Source organism: Priestia sp. P5_B4, from assembly GCF_056400385.1.
On the sequence record NZ_JBFULJ010000865.1, the window covers coordinates 1 to 1,627 of the forward strand.

A 1,627-nucleotide genomic window follows, 5' to 3' on the forward strand; every position below is an offset into this window, starting at 1 on the left:
GAGAAATGGGCGTTCTTCCAGCGTGTACGTGATGAAATCGCTGAACGTATTCAGCGTTTTACTGAAACAGGTAAATAATTAATCGAGAAGCAGTCTATTTGTGTAGACTGCTTTATTTCTTCCTGAAATCTGTTTTATAGTAACTAGGAATATCCGGAATGCGTTATTAGTCTAACCAGATTTATAGATTCATATATACCCAAATTTAAAAATGTAGATGGTAATCGATTCTACTTATATAAAAAGCTACCTTTCCCCTAATTTCTATCATTTGATAAGTAAATGCTAAAGTATAAACTTACTTTTTATAAATATAAGATATTCTTTTAGCTAGTTTGTAGAAAAACTTTCGCCTTTACAATTAGATGCGTTTATTGTATGATTACACAACAGGAACATTTGTTCGACACTAAGGGTTTAGAGATGAATAAAGGAATACCAGAGCAAACTAAGACAGTTAAACACAAAATTTTCTCGCACGGAGCAAAAACATTTGAGCCAACTCTTATTCTTTATCGAAATACCTTGACGTTTATTGTAAACGTAATAACAATCGGAGGTTTCAAATTATGAATGATAAAAAAGCAGCACTAGATATGGCTCTAAAACAAATTGAAAAACAATTCGGTACAGGATCAATTATTAAAATGGGCGAAGGCACACATACAAAAGTTGAGGCATCTAGCTCAGGCTCATTAGCTTTAGATATAGCTCTTGGAATTAATGGTTATCCCAAAGGAAGAGTTATGGAAGTTTACGGGCCCGAAAGTTCAGGTAAAACAACCGTTTCCTTACACGCAATTGCAGAAGTACAAAAAAATGGAGGCCGAGCTGCCTTTATTGATGCTGAACACGCACTTGATCCAGTTTATGCAAGAAAACTAGGTGTAGATATTGATGAGTTACTGTTATCTCAACCAGATACTGGTGAACAGGCACTTGAAATTGCTGAAGCATTAGTTAGAAGTGGCGCTGTAGATATTATTGTTGTTGACTCAGTAGCTGCATTAGTTCCCCAAAAAGAAATTGAAGGAGAAATGGGAGATTCTCACGTAGGTCTACAAGCTCGTTTGATGTCTCAAGCTCTTCGTAAACTATCTGGAGCAATCAATAAGTCCAAAACCATTGCCATCTTCATCAACCAAATCAGGGAGAAAGTAGGCGTTATGTTTGGAAATCCGGAAACAACGCCAGGTGGAAGAGCACTAAAATTCTATTCTTCCGTTCGTCTTGAGGTTCGCCGTGCTGAACAACTTAAACTAGGAAATGACATAGTTGGTAACAAAACAAGAATTAAAGTAGTCAAAAATAAAATGGCGCCTCCTTTCCGCATTGCTGAAGTAGATATTATGTATGGAGAAGGTATCTCAAGAGAAGGAGAAATCTTAGATATCGGTTCTGAAGTAGATATTGTTCAAAAGTCTGGATCTTGGTTTTCATATAATGAGGAGCGTTTAGGACAGGGACGAGAAAACGCTAAGATTTTCTTAAAAGAAAACCCTGAAATTAGAGAAGAAATTAGAAAAAGAATTATTGATTTCAAATATGGTGATAATATTAATAACGATAATGTTATAGATAACGATAGCGAAAACGAAAACCAATAAAGGCATAAAACACCTTTCCC

General features: G+C 35.5%; 1 protein-coding gene and 1 pseudogene. Both read left to right on the top strand.

Annotated elements, in window-relative coordinates; genetic code table 11:
• A pseudogene (locus AC1DRF_RS26840) lies at positions 1 to 78 on the top strand (arsenate reductase); the annotation flags it as partial.
• 491 nt (positions 79 to 569) lie between these two features.
• A complete protein-coding gene (recA, locus tag AC1DRF_RS26845; RefSeq protein WP_427076772.1) occupies positions 570 to 1,607 on the top strand; it encodes a recombinase RecA in 1,038 nt (345 codons plus the stop codon).
• Positions 1,608 to 1,627: the final 20 nt, after the last annotated feature.

What these genes read in the sequence shown, in the direction of transcription:
- recA (WP_427076772.1), top strand. Translation starts at nt 570, where the DNA reads ATGAATGATAAAAAAGCAGCACTAGATATGGCTCTAAAACAAATTGAA.